This is a genomic window from Nocardia halotolerans (assembly GCF_042650145.1).
Lineage (GTDB): Bacteria > Actinomycetota > Actinomycetes > Mycobacteriales > Mycobacteriaceae > Nocardia > Nocardia halotolerans.
In genome coordinates this window covers 1-16,127 of record NZ_JBHSDL010000015.1, presented here as the reverse complement: position 1 = coordinate 16,127, position 16,127 = coordinate 1, and the positions used below count along the sequence as shown (strand labels likewise).

General features: G+C 69.9%; 14 protein-coding genes. 6 read left to right on the top strand and 8 right to left on the bottom strand.

The window, feature by feature from the left end; all coding sequences use genetic code 11:
* The first annotated feature begins 373 nt into the window (after positions 1–373).
* Complete coding sequence (locus tag ACFO5K_RS18180; RefSeq protein ID WP_378564024.1) at positions 374–3,610, top strand: arabinosyltransferase domain-containing protein; 3,237 nt, start codon at positions 374–376, stop codon at positions 3,608–3,610.
* A gap of 90 nt (positions 3,611–3,700) precedes the next feature.
* Here ACFO5K_RS18180 and ACFO5K_RS18175 read toward each other — a convergent pair whose 3' ends face one another.
* Together ACFO5K_RS18175 and rarD are read right to left on the bottom strand one after the other, a co-directional pair.
* Positions 3,701–4,624 carry an ADP-ribosylglycohydrolase family protein gene (locus ACFO5K_RS18175; protein WP_378564021.1) on the bottom strand — a complete coding sequence of 308 codons (924 nt, stop codon included), beginning with the start codon at positions 4,622–4,624 and terminating at the stop codon, positions 3,701–3,703.
* A gap of 135 nt (positions 4,625–4,759) precedes the next feature.
* Entirely contained in the window at positions 4,760–5,677 is a 918-nt protein-coding gene (rarD, locus tag ACFO5K_RS18170; RefSeq protein ID WP_378564018.1) for an EamA family transporter RarD, read from the bottom strand.
* A gap of 35 nt (positions 5,678–5,712) precedes the next feature.
* On the opposite strand from rarD, the gene ACFO5K_RS18165 reads away from it, so the two are divergent.
* Together ACFO5K_RS18165 and ACFO5K_RS18160 are read left to right on the top strand one after the other, a co-directional pair.
* Positions 5,713–8,136: a cation-translocating P-type ATPase gene (locus ACFO5K_RS18165; protein ID WP_378564015.1), complete on the top strand. Its 2,424-nt coding sequence runs from the start codon at positions 5,713–5,715 to the stop codon at positions 8,134–8,136.
* A 69-nt stretch (positions 8,137–8,205) separates the two neighbouring features.
* Positions 8,206–9,024 (top strand): PhzF family phenazine biosynthesis protein, encoded by an 819-nt coding sequence (locus tag ACFO5K_RS18160; RefSeq protein ID WP_378564012.1) that lies wholly within the window; start codon positions 8,206–8,208, stop codon positions 9,022–9,024.
* Between the two features lie 25 nt (positions 9,025–9,049).
* Here ACFO5K_RS18160 and ACFO5K_RS18155 read toward each other — a convergent pair whose 3' ends face one another.
* From ACFO5K_RS18155 to lspA, 3 genes are all read right to left on the bottom strand, one after another.
* Entirely contained in the window at positions 9,050–9,730 is a 681-nt protein-coding gene (locus ACFO5K_RS18155; protein WP_378564009.1) for a hypothetical protein, read from the bottom strand.
* Between the two features lie 184 nt (positions 9,731–9,914).
* On the bottom strand, positions 9,915–10,841 hold the full coding sequence (locus ACFO5K_RS18150; RefSeq protein WP_378564006.1) for an RluA family pseudouridine synthase: 927 nt from the start codon (positions 10,839–10,841) through the stop codon (positions 9,915–9,917).
* 73 nt (positions 10,842–10,914) lie between these two features.
* Entirely contained in the window at positions 10,915–11,442 is a 528-nt protein-coding gene (gene lspA, locus ACFO5K_RS18145) for a signal peptidase II (RefSeq protein ID WP_378564030.1), read from the bottom strand.
* A 228-nt stretch (positions 11,443–11,670) separates the two neighbouring features.
* Here lspA and ACFO5K_RS18140 point away from each other — a divergent pair, with 228 nt between their 5' ends.
* Together ACFO5K_RS18140 and ACFO5K_RS18135 are read left to right on the top strand one after the other, a co-directional pair.
* Positions 11,671–12,561 carry a hypothetical protein gene (locus tag ACFO5K_RS18140; RefSeq protein WP_378564003.1) on the top strand — a complete coding sequence of 297 codons (891 nt, stop codon included), beginning with the start codon at positions 11,671–11,673 and terminating at the stop codon, positions 12,559–12,561.
* Positions 12,558–13,271 carry a hypothetical protein gene (locus ACFO5K_RS18135; RefSeq protein WP_378564000.1) on the top strand — a complete coding sequence of 238 codons (714 nt, stop codon included), beginning with the start codon at positions 12,558–12,560 and terminating at the stop codon, positions 13,269–13,271. The genes ACFO5K_RS18140 and ACFO5K_RS18135 overlap by 4 nt, the downstream gene beginning before the upstream one ends.
* Before the next feature lie 10 nt (positions 13,272–13,281).
* On the opposite strand, the gene ACFO5K_RS18130 is transcribed toward ACFO5K_RS18135, so the two are convergent.
* Positions 13,282–14,127, bottom strand: a complete 846-nt coding sequence (locus ACFO5K_RS18130; protein ID WP_378563997.1) for a TIGR03619 family F420-dependent LLM class oxidoreductase — start codon at positions 14,125–14,127, stop codon at positions 13,282–13,284.
* Positions 14,128–14,246: 119 nt separating this feature from the next.
* Between ACFO5K_RS18130 and ACFO5K_RS18125 the strand changes: the two genes are divergently transcribed.
* Positions 14,247–14,717, top strand: a complete 471-nt coding sequence (locus tag ACFO5K_RS18125; protein WP_378563994.1) for a VOC family protein — start codon at positions 14,247–14,249, stop codon at positions 14,715–14,717.
* Position 14,718: 1 nt separating this feature from the next.
* Here ACFO5K_RS18125 and ACFO5K_RS18120 read toward each other — a convergent pair whose 3' ends face one another.
* Together ACFO5K_RS18120 and ACFO5K_RS18115 are read right to left on the bottom strand one after the other, a co-directional pair.
* The gene (locus tag ACFO5K_RS18120; protein ID WP_378564027.1) at positions 14,719–15,345 is read right to left on the bottom strand and encodes an LON peptidase substrate-binding domain-containing protein; all 627 of its coding nucleotides are present in this window, start codon (positions 15,343–15,345) and stop codon (positions 14,719–14,721) included.
* Between the two features lie 98 nt (positions 15,346–15,443).
* The coding region (locus tag ACFO5K_RS18115; protein ID WP_449289689.1) for an AMP-binding enzyme at positions 15,444–16,127 on the bottom strand (684 nt) is incomplete at its 5' end.

The window sequence follows — 16,127 nt, the reverse complement described above, 5'->3', positions numbered from 1 at the left end:
ATGTGGTTGATGTGCCGTTCGTGGCCGAGGACGGTGTGTGGAAGGTCCAGAAGTCGTGGGCGTGCACGATGCTGACGAACCTGGGCCAGCAGTCGGTCGCCTGCTGAATTATTTGAGCGCCGGGGCGCTCGAGTTCGCGGCCCCTGGTGTCCCGACGATCAGACGCCGTGGCTTGCTCCTTCGTCGCCTACGCCACGGCGTCTGATCGTCGGGACGGCCGCGAACCGCCGCTTCGCGGCGGCCCCTCCTCGAGGTCGGGGCGTGCGGGGCTGGGAATGGTGGGAGTGGGCGTCTCAGGGTGTGTTGTGGGCTTTGTGGGGTTGGGAATGGTGGGGAGTGGGTGTCTCGGGGTGCACGGCTATCATCAGGCCCCGTGGTAGAGACGATCGTGCGGCAGGGGCATCCGCCCAAGGGTGCTTCGGGGCCGGTGCGGCGAGGTGGGCGCGAGGGGTGGGCGCGTGTCGTCGCGATCGTCGCCGGGCTGATCGCGGTGCTCAGTGCGGTGGCGATTCCGTTCCTGCCGGTGCGGGTGGACGCGGCGAGTCTGTCGTGGCCGCAGCAGGGTTCGCTCACCTCGGTCGAGGCGCCGCTCGTCGCGTACGCGCCCGCGGCCCTGTCGGTGACGGTGCCGTGCGGTGCGCTGAGTTCGCTCGCCGGATCGGGCGGGGTCGTGGTGTCGACCGTGCCGCGACAGTCGGCCGACATGGAGCGGTACGGCTTCGTCGTCAAGGTCGTCGCCGACACTGCCGAACGGCCCGGCCGGGTCGATGTGGTGTCACGCTCGACGCTGGTGTGGACCGCACCGCTGGCAGCGGTGCTGGACCGCTCGTGCGCCCTCGACATCGCGCTCTCACCTACCGAAACCACCGTCACCACCACAGGTTTCGACGCTCCCGGCGCCACCCTCGCCGGTGATCTGCGCCCCCAGGTGGTGGGGGTGTTCAGTGAGCTCACCGGCGCCGCACCCACCGACCTCGCCGTGCGCGTGGACGTGGATTCGCGCTACATCTCCTCACCGACCTGGCCGAAACAGGCCATGATCGCGCTGTGCCTGCTGGCCACGGCGCTGGCGCTGTTCGCGCTGCACCGCCTCGACGCCGTCGACGGCCGCAAGGCGAGACGGTTCCTGCCGCAACGGTGGTGGCGGCTGCGCCCGGTCGACTGGCTGGTCTTCGCCGTGCTGCTGGTCTGGCATTTCATCGGCGCCAACACCTCCGACGACGGCTACATCCTCGGCATGGCCAGGGGGGCGCGCAGTTCGGGCAACATGTCGAACTACTACCGCTGGTTCAGCGTCGACGAGGGGCCCTTCTACACCCCCTACACCGACATCATCGGCTGGCTCACCCACATCTCCGCCGCGAGCCCGCTGGTACGGCTGCCCGCACTGCTGGCCGGGGTGCTCGCCTGGTGGTTGATCAGCCGCGAAGTGCTGCCCCGCCTCGGCACGGCCCTGCGCCACAGTCCGCTCGTCACCTGGACCGCGGCCCTGGTGTTCCTGGCCTTCTGGTTGCCCTACAACAACGGCCTGCGCGCGGAATTCGTTGTCGCGCTCGGGGTGCTGGTCACCTGGGTTTCGGTCGAGCGCGGCATCGCGACCCGCCGGCTGCTGCCGTTCGCGGTGGCGGCGATCGTGGCCGCGTTCACCCTCACCGGCGCACCGTCGGGCCTGATCTGCCTGGGCGCACTGGTGGCGGGGTCGCGCACGATGACCGCGGTGATCGTGCGGCGGGCGAAGTCGGTGGGCTACCTGGCCCAGCTGCTGCCGATTCTGGCCGCGGGCCTGGTGGTGCTCACCGTGGTGTTCGCCGACCGGACCTTCGCCGGGGTGCGCGAGATGTTCGCGGTGCACGACAAGATCGGGCCGGGTGAATCCTGGTTCTTCGAGTTCCTGCGCTACCAGTTCCTGTTGCAGATCAATGCCGACGGCTGGCTCACCCGGCGCTTCGGTGTGTTCGTGATGCTGCTGGGCCTCATCGTCTGCGCGGCGACCATGTTGCGGCGCGGCGGTCACATCCCCGGCACCGCGGTCGGGCCCACCCGGCGCATGCTCGGCATCACCCTCGCCGCGATGGTGCTGATGATGTTCTCGCCCACCAAGTGGACCCACCAGTTCGGTGTGTTCGCCGGTCTGGCCACCTGTGTGGCCGCGGTGACCGCGGTGGCGGTGAGCTCGCGGGTGCTGCGGCCGTTGCGCAACCGGGCCCTGTTCGCCGCCGCGGTGTTCTTCGCGCTGGCCATGACCTTCGTCGGTGCCAACGGCTACTGGTATGTCTCCGCCTGGGGCGTGCCGTGGTGGGACAAGCCGCCGACACTGCTCGGTTTCGGCGTCTCCACGGTGTTCGCCGGGCTCACCGGGCTCGCGCTGGTGATCGCCGCGTGGTTCCACATCCACCCGAATCCGTCCACCAAGCCCACCCGGCTCAGCGGTGTTCCGGTGCTCGCGGTCGCGGCCGCGATGATGGTGCTGGTCGAACTCGGGTCCTTCGCCAAGGCCGCTGTCGCGCAGTACCCGGCGTACTCGGTGGCCAGTTCCAACCTGAGCGCGGCCTTCGACGGCGGCTGCGGTCTGGCCGACGAGGTCCTGGTCGAAACCGACCCGAACACCTCGATGCTGAGCCCGCTGGCCGGTGACATGAACACCACCATGACCGGTGAGTCGACCGGGTTCCGCCCCGACGGTGTGGCGCCGGTGCTCACCTCCGACGAAGTGGAATCGACCACGGGCCGGGCCAATTCGGTCTCCGACGACCCCGACGAGCTGCGCGACGCCTCGACGTCGGCCGGTTCGGAATCCCGGCAGGGCTCGCTGCAGCTCCCGTTCGGCCTCGATCCCGCGACCACCCCGGTGCTGGGCAGCTACCGCGCCGGTGACCAGGAACCCGCCGCCCTCACCACCGGCTGGTTCCGGATGCCGGACGGTCCGCGTGGACCGCTGCTCGCGGTGTCGGTGGCCGGGCGCATCCGGTCGGTGGACGCCGACGGTGTGGTGCACCCGGGCCAGGACCTGGTCGTCGAATACGGCACCACCGCGACCGACGGCGCGGTCACCGTGACCGGCCAGGCCGTCCCGATCGACGTCGGCCCCACCCCGGTGTGGCGCAACCTGCGGGTTCCGCTCGACCAGTTGCCCGCCGACACCGATGTGGTCCGGCTCGTCGCCACCGACCGTGACCTCGGCGCCGACCAGTGGCTGGCGCTCACCCCACCACGTATGCCGGAGACCGTCACCCTCGACGCCTTCGTCGGTCACCGCGCCCCGGTGCTACTCGATTGGGCTGTCGGCCTGCACTTCCCGTGCCAGAACCACCTCCCCACCTACAACGGAGTCTCCGTCCTCCCCGAATACCGGATCCTGCCCGACCGCAACGGCGCCACCATCACCAACCTGTGGCAAGGCCACGACGGCGGCGGCCCCTTGGGCTGGACCCAACTCCTGTTCACCGCCCGCACCCTCCCCACCTACCTGAACAACGACTGGGACCGAGACTGGGGCTCGATAGAGCAGTACCTCCCCCTCGACAACACCGCCACCCCCGCCCGAATCCACAAAACCCCCACCACCCACTGGGGCACCTGGACCCCCGGCCCCACCATCACCGCCTGGTAAGGCCACTGGACGTTTGATCACCAGGCTCTGGTGGTGGCATCGCCCGAGAGGCCGAAACCACCAGAGCCTGGTGATCGGCTGACCAGGTGGCTAGTGGGCGGCGATGCGCTGGGCGAGGTCGGGGAGGTCGGCGCCGGTGAGGCCGGGGTAGCCGTGGAGGAGGGTGCGCCAGGGGGCAGGGACGGCGGAGGCGCCCCAGCGGGCGCCGAGGAGGCCGCCGGCGATGGCGGCGGTGGTGTCGGTGTCGTTGCCGGCGCGGACACACGCCGCCAGGGCCAGGGGGAGGTGTTCGGGGGTCGAGTCGTCGGTGGTGGTGATCGCCCACCACGCGGTTTGCAGGGCGTGGACCACCCAGCCGTTGTTGGGGAAGTCGGCGGGCGTGCCCTGTTCGGCCTCGTCGAGGCGGGCGGTCCAGTACTCCGATTGCGGTGAGCGGCTGACGTATTCGCGGACGCCGCCGAAATCGGCGTGCAGGACCGCGTGGCGGATCGCGGAGGTCCACAGCTTGCAGGCTTCGACGGCGTGCTCGTCGGCGTGGGTGAGTAGGCCGACCCGGCCCGCCGCGGCAACGCATGCCTCGGCGTCGTCGAGATAGGCGAGTGCGACCGGTGCGGTCCGCATCAACGAGCCGTTGCCCCCGGTCCGGCCGGTCAGCGACATCGCCACGGCCTGCATGTCCAGAGCGGAGGAAGGTCTGGCGGACAGCACCGTTCGAGTCTGGTTCCCGATGTCGGGCGGCTTGGAGTCGAACCAGGAGACGAATCCGGCCGCGACGGCCTCGAGGTCGATTCCGGGTCCGTTGACGGCGGCCATCGCGACCGCCAGCGCCATCGACGTGTCATCGGTCCACTCGCCGGGAGCCCAGCGGAACACCCCGCCGCCGATCATGTCGATCACCGCGTCCGGCCCGGGGTGGGTGAACTCGTACCCCGCCCCGAGCGCGTCACCGGCCGCGGTACCCACCAGCACCCCGGCCACCCGATCCGAGAACCCCGCATCGTGCACAGAACCCACCCCTCTCGGGTGCCGCTATCGGATTGTCCGAGCATCGAGCCTACCGGTCGGCTGGTGCGCCACCGACGTATCCCGGGGCGATCGAACGCGCGTCGCGCAGTGCGGTTCCGGCCGTGGTCCGGATTGCGGTGAGCCCTAGTGGGCGGGCACGTCCGCCGGCTCCGCGGTCGTGGTCCGGCGATGGCGGCGTGACCGCGCGAAGGCGTCGGTGGTGAACACGACGAGCCCCGCCCAGATCAGGGCGAAACCCATCCAGCGGGAGGCGGGCATGGGTTCGTGCATGACCACGACGCCCCAGGCCATCTGCAGGGCGGGAGTGAGGTACTGCAGGATGCCCATGGTCGACAGCGGTACCCGCTGGGCCGCCACCGCGAACAGCAGCAGCGGAAGGAGGGTGACCGGGCCGGTGGCGAGCATCAACCCGAAGTGAGCTGGGCTGGAGGTGAACTCGCTGCGTCCGGTGGCCACCAGGACGACGACCAGGGCCAGGGCGAACGGTGCGGCGACGAGGCCCTCGGCGGCGATACCGCGCAGCGCGTCGAGCCGGATCACCTTCTTCACCAGCCCGTAGGTGGCGAACGAGCAGGCCAGGATCAGCGCGATCACCGGTGGCCTGCCGTAGTCGACGGTGAGCACCACCACCGCGAGCGCGCCCAGTCCCAGCGCCACCCACTGCGCCCTGGTGAGCCGCTCCCGGAACAGCACCACCCCGAACGCCACGGTCACCAGCGGATTGATGAAGTAGCCGAGCGCGCACTCCACGATGTTGCCGGTGATGACGCCGAACACGTAGGTGCCCCAGTTGATCGAGATCGCCGCCGAGGCCGCGGCCGCCAGGCGCCAGGTCCGCGCGTCGATGCCGCGCATCTGTCGCAACTGCCCGGTGAGCCCCAGTACGAGCAGGACCACGACCAGTGTCCAGACGATCCGCTGCGCGACGACTTCGACCGGCGAAGCGAAGGCGAGCAGGCCGAAGAACGCGGCGAACGAACCCCAGATCAGGTAGGCGCCCGTACCGAAGACGACACCGGGCGGAGACGGCCTGCGCTGCATTCATCCCATGTTACGGCTGCCGTAGCCTTTCGGGCATGTCCATTTCCGTGCAGGATCCTGCCGCCACCGGGCTCACCGCAGCACAGGTCGACCAGCGCCGTCGCGACGGCCACACCAACGACGTGCCCGCGCGGGCCAGCCGATCGGTGGGCGAGATCGTCCGCGCGAACGTGTTCACCCGCATCAACGCGATCCTCGGTGTGCTGTTCGTGCTGGTGCTGTCCACCGGTTCGATCATCGACGGCATGTTCGGCCTGCTCATCGTGGCCAACAGCGGGATCGGCATCATCCAGGAGATCCGGGCCAAACGGACCCTGGACCAGTTGGCGATCGTGAGCCAGGCCAAGCCCACGGTGCGCCGCGACGGTGTCGCCGAGCAGGTGGCGCCGGGGGAGGTGGTGCTCGACGATCTGATCGAGCTGGGCCCCGGCGACCAGATCGTGGTCGACGGCGAGGTCTGTGAATCCGCCGCACTCGAGATCGACGAATCGTTGCTCACCGGCGAAGCCGACCCGATCGACAAGGGCATCGGCGCGCCGGTGATGTCGGGCAGCTTCGTGGTGTCGGGATCGGGCGCCTACCGGGCCACCAAGGTCGGCAAGGACGCCTACGCGGCGAAACTGGCCGAGGAGGCCAGCAAGTTCACCCTGGTGCACTCGGAACTGCGCTCGGGCATCAACAAGATCCTGAAGTTCATCACCTACCTGCTCATCCCCGCCGGTCTGCTCAGCATCTACAACCAGCTGGTCTCGAGCGGGGAGTCGTGGCGCCCGGCGGTGACCGGCATGGTCGCGGCCCTGGTGCCGATGGTGCCCGAGGGCCTGGTGCTGATGACCTCCATCGCCTTCGCGGTGGGTGTGGTGCGATTGGGCAAGCGCAACTGCCTGGTGCAGGAACTGCCCGCGATCGAGGGTCTGGCCCGCGTCGACGTGGTGTGCGCCGACAAGACCGGCACCCTCACCGAGAACGGTATGCGCCTGGCCCAGGTCGAGCCGCTCGGCGCCTTCACCGAGGCCGATGTGCGACAGGCACTGGCCGCGCTCGCCGCCGACGACCCGCGCCCCAACGCCAGTGTGCAGGCCATCGGCGAAGCTCTGCCGCAACGGCCGGACTGGACCAGCACCGCCGTCGCCCCGTTCTCCTCGGCCAAGAAGTGGAGCGGCATTTCCTATGGCGCGCACGGTGATTGGCTTCTCGGCGCGCCCGATGTGCTACTCGACCCCACCTCGGCCGCGGCCGTCCACGCCGAACAACTCGGCTCCTCGGGCCTGCGTGTGCTGCTGCTGGCCCGTGGCGATGTACCCGTCGACGCCGCCGAAGCGCCCGGCCGGGTCGAGCCCGCCGCGCTGGTCGTGCTCGAGCAGAAGGTGCGTCCCGACGCCAAGGACACCCTCGAATACTTCGCGAGCCAGCAGGTCTCGATCAAGGTGATCTCCGGTGACAACGCCGTCTCGGTCGGCGCGGTCGCCGCCTCGCTGGACCTGCCCGGCGGCGATCACCCGGTCGACGCGCGCAAACTGCCCGAGGACCGGGAAGAACTCGCCGATGTCCTCGACCACGAAACCACCTTCGGCCGGGTGCGCCCCGATCAGAAGCGGGCCATGGTGGGTGCGCTGCAGTCGCGCGGGCACACCGTCGCGATGACCGGTGACGGCGTGAACGACGTGCTCGCGCTCAAGGACGCCGACATCGGCGTCGCCATGGGCGCGGGCAGCCCGGCCACTCGCGCGGTGGCCCAGATCGTGCTGCTGGACAACAAGTTCGCGACCCTGCCGTATGTGGTGGGGGAGGGTCGCCGGGTGATCGGCAACATCGAACGCGTGTCGAATCTGTTCCTCACCAAGACCGTGTACTCGGTGCTGCTGGCGTTCCTGGTCGGCCTGGCCGGAGTGGGGTCACAGATCTTCGGCTATGACCCGATCGGGTATCCCTTCCTGCCGCGTCACGTCACCATCGCGGCCTGGTTCACCATCGGCATTCCGGCCTTCGTGCTGTCACTGGCACCGAACAACGAGCGCGCCCGGACCGGGTTCGTGAGCCGGGTGATGCGCCTGGCGGTGCCCTCCGGTGTGGTGATCGGTGTCGCCACCTTCGTGGCCTACCTCATCGCCTACGCCGGGCCCGAGGCGTCCGAGACCCAGAAGGTGCAGGCCGGAACCACCGCGCTGATCACGCTGATCATGATCGCGGTGTGGGTGCTGGCGCTGGTGGCCCGCCCGTACGTGTGGTGGAAGGTGGTGCTGATCGCCACCTCGGTGCTGGCCTATGTGGCGCTGTTCATGGTTCCGTTCACCCGCGAGTTCTTCAAACTCGATCCGTCCAACCCGCGCCTGACGCTGGCCGCGTTCGTGTGTGGCGCGGTCGGCATCGTGCTGGTGGAACTGGCATGGTGGGTGCAGGCCCGGCTTTCGGGCTCCGCGGGCAAACTGGTTCCGCCGGTGGGTGCCCAAGGCGCGTAGCCGGGACGGTGTTGCCTCGAGAACCCTTGTGCCGGACGGAGTTTCGGTATTGGAGTACCTTTGCCGGTTATGGAGGTATTGCTGCACCAGATCGACGCGTTCGCCGACGCACCGTTCTCGGGCAACCCGGCCGCGGTCATGCCGCTGCCCACTTGGCTGCCGGACACGTTGCTGCAACAGCTCGCCGAGGAGAACAACCTCGCCGAAACCGCCTTCTACACCTGCGAGTTACCCCCGGCCGCCGGCGCCCCGCCCGGCGAATGGCCGGCCTTCCACCTGCGCTGGTTCACCCCGACTGTCGAGGTGGACATGTGCGGGCACGCCACCCTCGCCGCGGCCACCCAGATCATCTCCGACATCCACCCCGAACACGACCGGGTGAGCTTCTACACCCGTTCGGGCTGGTTGCACGTGGACCGGACCGACGACGACGAGTACGTCCTGAACCTGCCCGCCCTCGCCTCGGTCCGGGTCGAACCCGATCCCGCACTGGTCGCGGCGCTCGGGGTCAGCGCCGTACGCGCCTACACCGGACACGACGAGATCATCGTGGTGTCCAGGGAAGACGAAGTGCGCTCGGCCACACCTGATTTCGGATCCTTCCCGGACCTGCCCCTCGGCGTCGTCCTCACCGCGCCCGGCCGCACCAGCGATATCGTGTCCCGGGTTTTCTCCCCCGGTGTCGGCATCCCAGAAGACCCCGTCACCGGATCGGCCCATGCTCAACTGGTTCCCCTGTGGAGCCGCGAACTCGGCCGCACCACCCTCACCGCCCGCCAGCTCTCCCGCCGTGGCGGCGCCCTGCGCGCCGAACTCGCCGACGATCGCGTCCTGCTCATCGGCCGCTGCCGCCGCTATCTGGACGGCGTGGTGACCCTGCCGGACTGAGCTCTGACACACGGTCGAACGAGCGCTATTCGGTAGGGACGGGGCCGTCGTCGGGGGTGGGGGTGATGATTCCGGTGCTGTCGGGCAGCAGCGGGCTCACCGCGAATCGGCCCGCGACAGCGTCGGCCGGAAGTGCTTGTACCGCACGCACACCGGGCCGGGCAGCGAGGTCGCGGAGCTCGGGGAGGGTGCCGCGCACCACCAGTCCGGCGGTGCAGGCGCAACCGGCGCGCAGGCGGGACTCGACGACGCGGACCACCTGCGCGCTGCGCTCGTCGCGGAACCGCTGGGCGGCCAGCAGTCCCGCGGCGGCATCGGCGGAACGCAGGACCGGTTCGTCGCCGGCCGGGGTGGCCACGGTGATCATCGGTGTCTGGACCCGGTCGATCGGGACGTGGTGGATCACCCCGGAGACCCGCAACCCTGCCGTGGCCGCCGGAATCTGTTGCGGGGTCAGGTATTCGGTGAACGAGGCCAGTGCCCAGCGTGGGCCGTCTGCGTCACCTTCGAGAGAAGTGCGGGCGTCGTCGAGGTAGTCCCGCACCTGCTCGCCCTGCGCGGGCCCGAGCCGGTCGGTGGCCACACCACTGATCTGGCGGGGTTCGTTGAAGGCGACGATCAACAGGACGACGGCCAATAGCGCGGCAGCCGCGGCGACCACGCGCCCCCGCCGCGACAGGCGACCGCGCGGGACACTCGCCGCCACCGCATCCTTCGAGTCAGCGGCGCTACTCGACTCCGCTGTGGTGTCGGAGTCGCTCGTCGCCCCGGGGTTCACCGTGGCGCCCGAACCGCCTGCGCGAGTGGGGTCCGCTGTGGCGCCCGCACCACTCGAGTTCCCGCGGCCATCCGGCGCCGTTTCCGGCGTCGGTTCGGATGACCGCGGGTCCTCAGGCATTGCGTAATACGTCCAAGGCACCGGCCAGGTCGGCGGGGTACTCGCTGGTGATCTCGAGCCAGCGGCCGTCGGCGGGATGGTGGAATCCGAGGCGGCGCGCGTGCAGCCACTGCCGTTCCAGGCCGAGCCGTTTGGCCAGGGTGGGGTCGGCGCCATAGGTGAGGTCGCCGGCGCAGGGGTGGCGGACCGCGGAGAAGTGCACGCGGATCTGGTGGGTGCGTCCGGTCTCGAGGTGCACGTCGAGGAGGCTGGCCGCCTGGAACGCCTCGATCGTGTCGTAGTGGGTGACGCTGGGCCTGCCGTCACCGGTGACCGCGAACTTCCAGTCGTTGCCGCGCGCGCGCCCGATCGGCGCGTCGATGGTGCCACTGCTCGGATCGGGATGCCCCTGCACCAGTGCATGGTATTGCTTGTCGACCGTGCGTTGCTTGAAGGCGCGCTTGAGCATCGTGTAAGCGTGTTCGGACTGGGCCACCACCATCACCCCGGAGGTGCCCACGTCGAGGCGGTGCACGATGCCCTGGCGCTCGTGCGCGCCGGAGGTGGAGATGCGGTAGCCCATCGCGGCCAGCCCACCGACCACGGTGGGACCGGTCCAGCCGACACCGGCGTGCGCGGCCACCCCGATCGGCTTGTCCACCGCGACGATGTCGTCGTCGGCGTAGAGGATTTTCATCCCGTCCACCGGGGCGGCTTCCACGGTGAGTTCGCGCTTGGGTTCGGGGAAGATCACTTCCAGCCAGGCGCCGGCGGTGAGCCGGTCGGATTTGCCCGCGGCGACCCCGTCGAGCTGCACCGAGCCGTCCTCGGCCATCGCCGCCACGGCCGTGCGGGACAACCCGAGCAACCGGGCCAGACCCGCGTCCACCCGCATCCCGTCGAGTCCGTCGGGGACGGGCATCGTCCTGGTTTCTCTCATACTGTGTCCTCCTGCGCCTGCCCGAGGGGTCCACCGTGGCGACGCAGACCGCCGCCTCCGGGCCCTGACTCGGTCACGCGGTCTTGTCGGTGTGTTTGCGACCGCTGCGGGTGCCGTCGGGTTCGAAACCGAACACGGTGAGCGCGACCAGCGCAATCGCCCCGCACACGATGGCCGAGTCGGCCACATTGAAGACCGGCCACCAGCCGATCGCGACGAAATCGACCACATGGCCCTGCAGCGGACCGGGGGATCGGAAGATTCGGTCCACGAGGTTGCCCATCGCCCCGCCGAGCACCATGCCGAGCCCGATGGCCCACCACAGCGAGCGCAGCGTGCGTCCGATGCGGATCACGCCGACCACCACCGCGGCCGCGATCAGCGTCAGCAGCCAGGTCATGCCGGTCGCCATCGAGAACGCCGCACCGGGGTTGCGTACCAGGGTGAATCGCGCGACGTCGCCGATGATGGGCACCGATTCGCCGGGGTCGATGAGGGCCACGGCGAGGCACTTGGTCAGCAGGTCCAGCGCGAACAGCACGCCCGCGATGATCAGCAGCGTCGTCAGACGGCGGCGACCAGCGGGTTCGGGCTCGGGCACGGCAGCGGTTTCCGGTTCGGCGGCGGCGTCGCCGGTCTCCGGGACGGCAGCATTGTCGGTCGGCCGGTCTTCACTCACATGTCCATCATTCCCTAGTGGTGATCGCGGCCGCGCCGCGGTGCCGTCGCCGGTCCCAGGTGTTACTCAGGAAGCGGTCGTACCCTGATCGCTGTGACGGTGTTGTCTAGTTCTCGCTTACCCCGCATCGGGCGCCCCGGGGTGTTACTCGTGGCGCTCGTGCTCGGGTTCGCGACCTTCGGTGCCGGGTGCGCCGATCGGTCGCCGTCCACCGCCGACGCCGAGGGGCTCGAGCCGCTGGGCATCGGCAAGGAAGTGACCGTGCCGATCACCGCGGCGCAGACCACCCTGGTCTCGGCCGGTGACGAGCCGCGTGAGCTGCTGCGCCCGCGCTACACCTCGGGCACCGCCCAGGAGGTGACGCTGCGCACCGACTACCGGATCCAGCAGCAGGTGAACGACCAGCCCGTCCGTGACTTCTCGCCCGCCGCGCTCACCATCCCGATGATCGCGCGCGCCGAAGCCGACGGTGTCGATCTCACCGTGGGAACCGTCACCACGCCCGACCCCGACCTGAACAAGGCGTTCCTCAGCGCCGACGGTTCGCACGCCGGGCTGCAGGTGAGCGACCTCGGTGCGATCACCGAGCTGCGCCTGGCTCCCTCACCCGAGACCCCCAACTCGGCCAGGGCCGCCCTCGAGCAGGCCTTCTATCAGGCGGTGTACCAGTCGATCGCGTTCCCGGACGAACCGGTCGGTCTCGGTGCGGTGTGGACGGTGCACCAGCAGATCACCGGCGGTGTCACCCTCGATCAGATCGCCACCGCCACCCTCGTCAGCCGCGACGACGGCCGGCTCACCATCGATCTGGAGGTGAGCCAGACCCCCACCGACACCGTCTGGACCCTGCCCAACGACGCGGGCGCGCTCGAGATCGAGGGTTACGTGATGGAGGGCACCGGCACCATCATCGTCGATCTCGGGCTGCCACTGCCGGTTTCGGGCGCTATCGAGGTGGGCGGACAGCAGACCTACCGGGACCCGCGCAGCGTGAGCACCCTGGTGCAGACCCAGTCCACGCGCATTTCCTGGACCGAATGATGCGTTCGCGCGTGCGCGCGGTGGCCTCGGCCTGCGCGGTCCTGGCGGGGGTGGTGGCGTGCGGTTCCGCCGACGAGGACTGCGCTTCCGACGATTCGTGCCCACCTACCTGGACGCGGGTCGCGGCCGCACCCGGCACCGGTGATGTCATCGATGATCCGGCGCGTTTGACAGCCGGTCTACTGGCCGAGACAGATCTGCCCGGCGAGTTCACCCTGATGCCGCCGCGCCCACCGGCCGATGAGGCCGCGGTGCCACCGGTGGCTCCCACCGACCCGCCCGACTGCGCCCGGCTGCTGACTCCGCTGGCACAGCAATGGCCCGGTGCCGCGGCCGATGCCGCGGTCCACTTCGCCGGGCCCAGCTACGCCACCATCGACATCGACGCGGCCAGCTATTCCGACAGCGCGCTGGGCACCGCCTTCACCGCACTGCAGGAACGCGTGCACCGCTGCGGCGCCTACACCGGTGACGACGCGGGCGTGCACATCGACTACCGCGCCGCCCCGCTGTCCCAACCGCCCGCGGGTGCGGCCAGTTCCGCCTTCACGCTGACCGCGACGAGCGAGGGCCTCACGCTCACCTCGGCCACCTCGCTGGTGCAGGTGGGCAACACCCTCGTCCAGGTCGTGATCACCGCGCCCGAGGCCGTCGACCCCGAGGTGCTCTCGGAGCTCACCGCGGCTCAGGTGCGCAAACTGCGCGGCTGAGGGCGGGGGTTCAGTTCGCCGGCAGTTTGGTGCCCAGGTGGGCCAGGTAGCCGCGGACCTCGTCGGCGGTGCGATCGGGCATCCCGAAAACGACCTCGGTGACGCCGAGGTCGGCCCAGCGCGCGAGCTGGTCGGCGTCGTAGCGGCCCGCCAGCGCGATCACGCGCGGGGTGCCGTCGCGGCCCCCGTCGCGCCAGAGCCGGTGCAGTAGTTCGATCTTGGTGCCGAGGTCGTCCTCGGTCGGGGTGGTGATCCACCCGTCGGCGTGGGCGGCCAGCCAGGTGAAGGTCTTCTCGGTGCCGCCGGCGCCCAGCAGTACCGGCACGCCCGCGCGCACCGGTTTCGGCCACGACCAGCTGGGCCCGAATCGCGCGAAGTCGCCCGCGAATTCGGCTTCCTCCTGCGACCACAGCGCGCGCATGGCGTCGAGGTGCTCGCGTAGTACCGTGCGCCGTTTGTTGGCGGGCACGCCGTGGTGGGCGAGTTCGTCGGTGTTCCAGCCGAATCCGACACCCAGCTCCACCCGGCCGCCGGAGAGGTGATCGAGCGAGGCGATCGTCTTGGCGAGGGTGATCGGATGGTGTTCGGCGGGCAGCGCCACCGCCGTCGACAAGGTGATGCGGTCGGTCACCGCGGCGGCGGTGGCCAGCGCGACCCACGGATCCAGGGTGCGCAGGTAGCGGTCGTCGGGCAGCGAGGCGTCGCCGGTCTGTGGGTGCGCGGCGGCACGCACTACCGGGATGTGGGTGTGCTCGGGGACGTAGAACGCGTCGAATCCCGCGTCTTCGGCGGCTTTCGCCGCATCGGCGGGCGTGATGCCCCGGTCACTGGTGAACAACACGACCCCGTACCGCACGCGCCGAACCTCCGGATAGACAGTAGAAACTGGAACAAGTTCTACCACTCTTTCCGTCCGGCGGTCAGAGGAATAGTCTCGGAGCGGTCCGAGCAACATCCTCGACACGGAGGTATCCGATGTCTGATGTGAACCCCATTCCCGACGGTTACCCGACCATCTGCCCCGGCATCTCCTGCGCGGGCGCGGCCCAGGCGCTCGAGTTCTACACCGCGATCTTCGGCGCCACCGAACGCATGCGCATGCAGTCACCGGACGGCACGGTCATGCACAGCGAACTGCTCGTCGGCGACTCCGTTCTGATGGTCGGCGACCCGGTACCCGAAATGGGTTTTCTCGACCCGAAAGCGGTCGGCGGCTCCCCGGTGAACCTGATGGTCTACGTCCCCGACGCCGACGCTGCCTTCGCCGCCGCCCTCGACGCCGGCGCCGCCGAGATCGCTCCGATGACCGACCAGTTCTACGGCGACCGCAGCGGCGCGTTCGAAGACCCCTGGGGCCACCGCTGGACGGTGGCCACCCACATCGAGGATGTCGCACCGGAAGAGATGGAACGCCGCATGGCCGCGATGATGGACGCCGCCGGCTGAGTCACAGCAGCCGGAACTCCATCATCGCGATCGCGTCGTCCACGGCGTCGGTGAGGGTGGCCAGCCGGGTGTGCGGGTCGGGCGCTGCCAGCGCCGCCTGACGATCGGTGAGGCCGATCGGCAGGCGGGCCGTGAGCTCGTAGGACCGGGTGGTGGGGTCCGCGGAGAGTTCGGCCAACGACGCCGACGGGGGTGGGCGGCGGATACCGTTGCGCCGGGCCAGCCGGGTCGTCAGCTCGTGCAGGCGGGCAGCACGCTCGCGCAGGCCGGCCAGCAGCGCGGTGTCGTCGGCACCGGCGTCGTCGGGCCGGATCCGCACCTCGGCCCGTGGGTACGGGTCGTCGGGCAGCCACCGATCGACATGAAGCCGGTCGGTGCCCGCACAGCGCACCCGGAACCGCGAGCCGGGTAGTTCGACCACGTCGACGATCCGGGCGACGGTGCCCACCTCGGTGCGCACCTCGCCGCCACCCACCTCGTGCCCACGCTCGATGAGCACCACGCCGAAGTCCGGTTCCCGGTGCCCGTCGAGGCAGTCCTGGATCAGGGCCACGTACCGCGGCTCGAAGATCTGCAACGACAGCGGTTCACCGGGCAGCAGCACCGCACCCAGCGGGAACATTGGCATCTCCACCGTCACAGCATGCCCGGTGTCACCGACGCCCCGCCCGTCCGGCACGCGAGAACCGCTCACACGGTGCCGTTCGCCGCCCGGTCGCTGCTCGCTCATGCCTTGGCGATCGCCTCGAACACGGTCGGATCGACGAGGGTGGACGTGTCGCCCAGTTCGCGTCCTTCGGCCACATCGCGCAGTAGCCGGCGCATGATCTTGCCGCTGCGCGTCTTGGGCAGTTCCGGCACCAGGTGGATCTCGCGCGGCCGCGCGATCGGACTGATCTCGCGCGAAACGGCCGCGCCCAATTCGGCGACCAGGTTGTCGTCGGTGACGGCGGACCCGGTGAGGATGACGAAGGCGACGATGCCCTGCCCGGTGGTGGCGTCGCTGGCGCCGACGACGGCCGCTTCGGCGACGGCGGGGTGGCCGACGAGGGCGGATTCGACTTCGGCGGTGGAGATGCGGTGTCCGGAGATGTTCATGACGTCGTCGACGCGGCCGAGTACCCAGAGGTCGCCGTCGGCGTCGAGTTTGGCGCCGTCACCGGCGAAGTACCACCCTTCGGCAGCGAAACGTTGCCAATAGGTCTCGCGGTAGCGGTCCATGTCCTTCCAGATGCCGCGCAGCATCGCCGGCCACGGCCGGTCGAGGACGAGCAGCCCCGACGCGTCCGCCGCCAACGGTGTCGCGTCGTCGTCGACGACCTTGGCCGAGATGCCCGGTAGTGGGGCCATCGCGGCGCCGGGTTTGGTGGTGGTGACGCCGGGGAGTGGGGAGATCATGATGGCGCCGGT

Coding starts and splice junctions, on each gene's coding strand:
- ACFO5K_RS18135 (WP_378564000.1), top strand. CDS start 12,558: ATGATGCGTTCGCGCGTGCGCGCGGTGGCCTCGGCCTGCGCGGTCCTG.
- ACFO5K_RS18160 (WP_378564012.1), top strand. CDS start 8,206: ATGGAGGTATTGCTGCACCAGATCGACGCGTTCGCCGACGCACCGTTC.
- ACFO5K_RS18125 (WP_378563994.1), top strand. CDS start 14,247: ATGTCTGATGTGAACCCCATTCCCGACGGTTACCCGACCATCTGCCCC.
- ACFO5K_RS18150 (WP_378564006.1), bottom strand. CDS start 10,841: ATGAGAGAAACCAGGACGATGCCCGTCCCCGACGGACTCGACGGGATG.
- ACFO5K_RS18165 (WP_378564015.1), top strand. CDS start 5,713: ATGTCCATTTCCGTGCAGGATCCTGCCGCCACCGGGCTCACCGCAGCA.
- rarD (WP_378564018.1), bottom strand. CDS start 5,677: ATGCAGCGCAGGCCGTCTCCGCCCGGTGTCGTCTTCGGTACGGGCGCC.
- ACFO5K_RS18120 (WP_378564027.1), bottom strand. CDS start 15,345: ATGCCAATGTTCCCGCTGGGTGCGGTGCTGCTGCCCGGTGAACCGCTG.